Annotated in this window: 1 pseudogene; it reads left to right on the top strand. The window is 44.0% G+C overall.

The features are described from left to right. Window positions 1–4: 4 nt before the first annotated feature. Window positions 5–252 (top strand): annotated as a pseudogene (locus AB4512_RS23390) (integrase); the annotation flags it as partial.

Below are 252 nucleotides of genomic sequence, written 5' to 3'. Positions count from 1 at the left end.
TTGAGGGCTCGTTCCTAAAAGCAACGCTTCCCTTGGTATCGAAAACCGCAAGTATGTCACCAACCAGAATAAAGCCAGATTCCTAGTAAATTCAAAATTAGCAACACTCAATGACAGGTATCTTGACGCTAGTTTTCGCTTGCAAGCCGCGTTTGGTTTACGCCGAGAAGAGTGTATGAAAGTCCAGCTTCATTTAGCAGATAGAGGCGACCATTTACATCTAGTAAAAACCAAAGGCGCAAGACCCAGAGA

The organism is Vibrio sp. 10N.222.52.B7, assembly GCF_041474275.1.
GTDB classification, from domain to species: Bacteria; Pseudomonadota; Gammaproteobacteria; order Enterobacterales; family Vibrionaceae; genus Vibrio; species Vibrio crassostreae_C.
The sequence above is the reverse complement of the archived record's forward strand: the minus strand, read 5'-3'. Positions and strand labels throughout refer to the sequence as shown.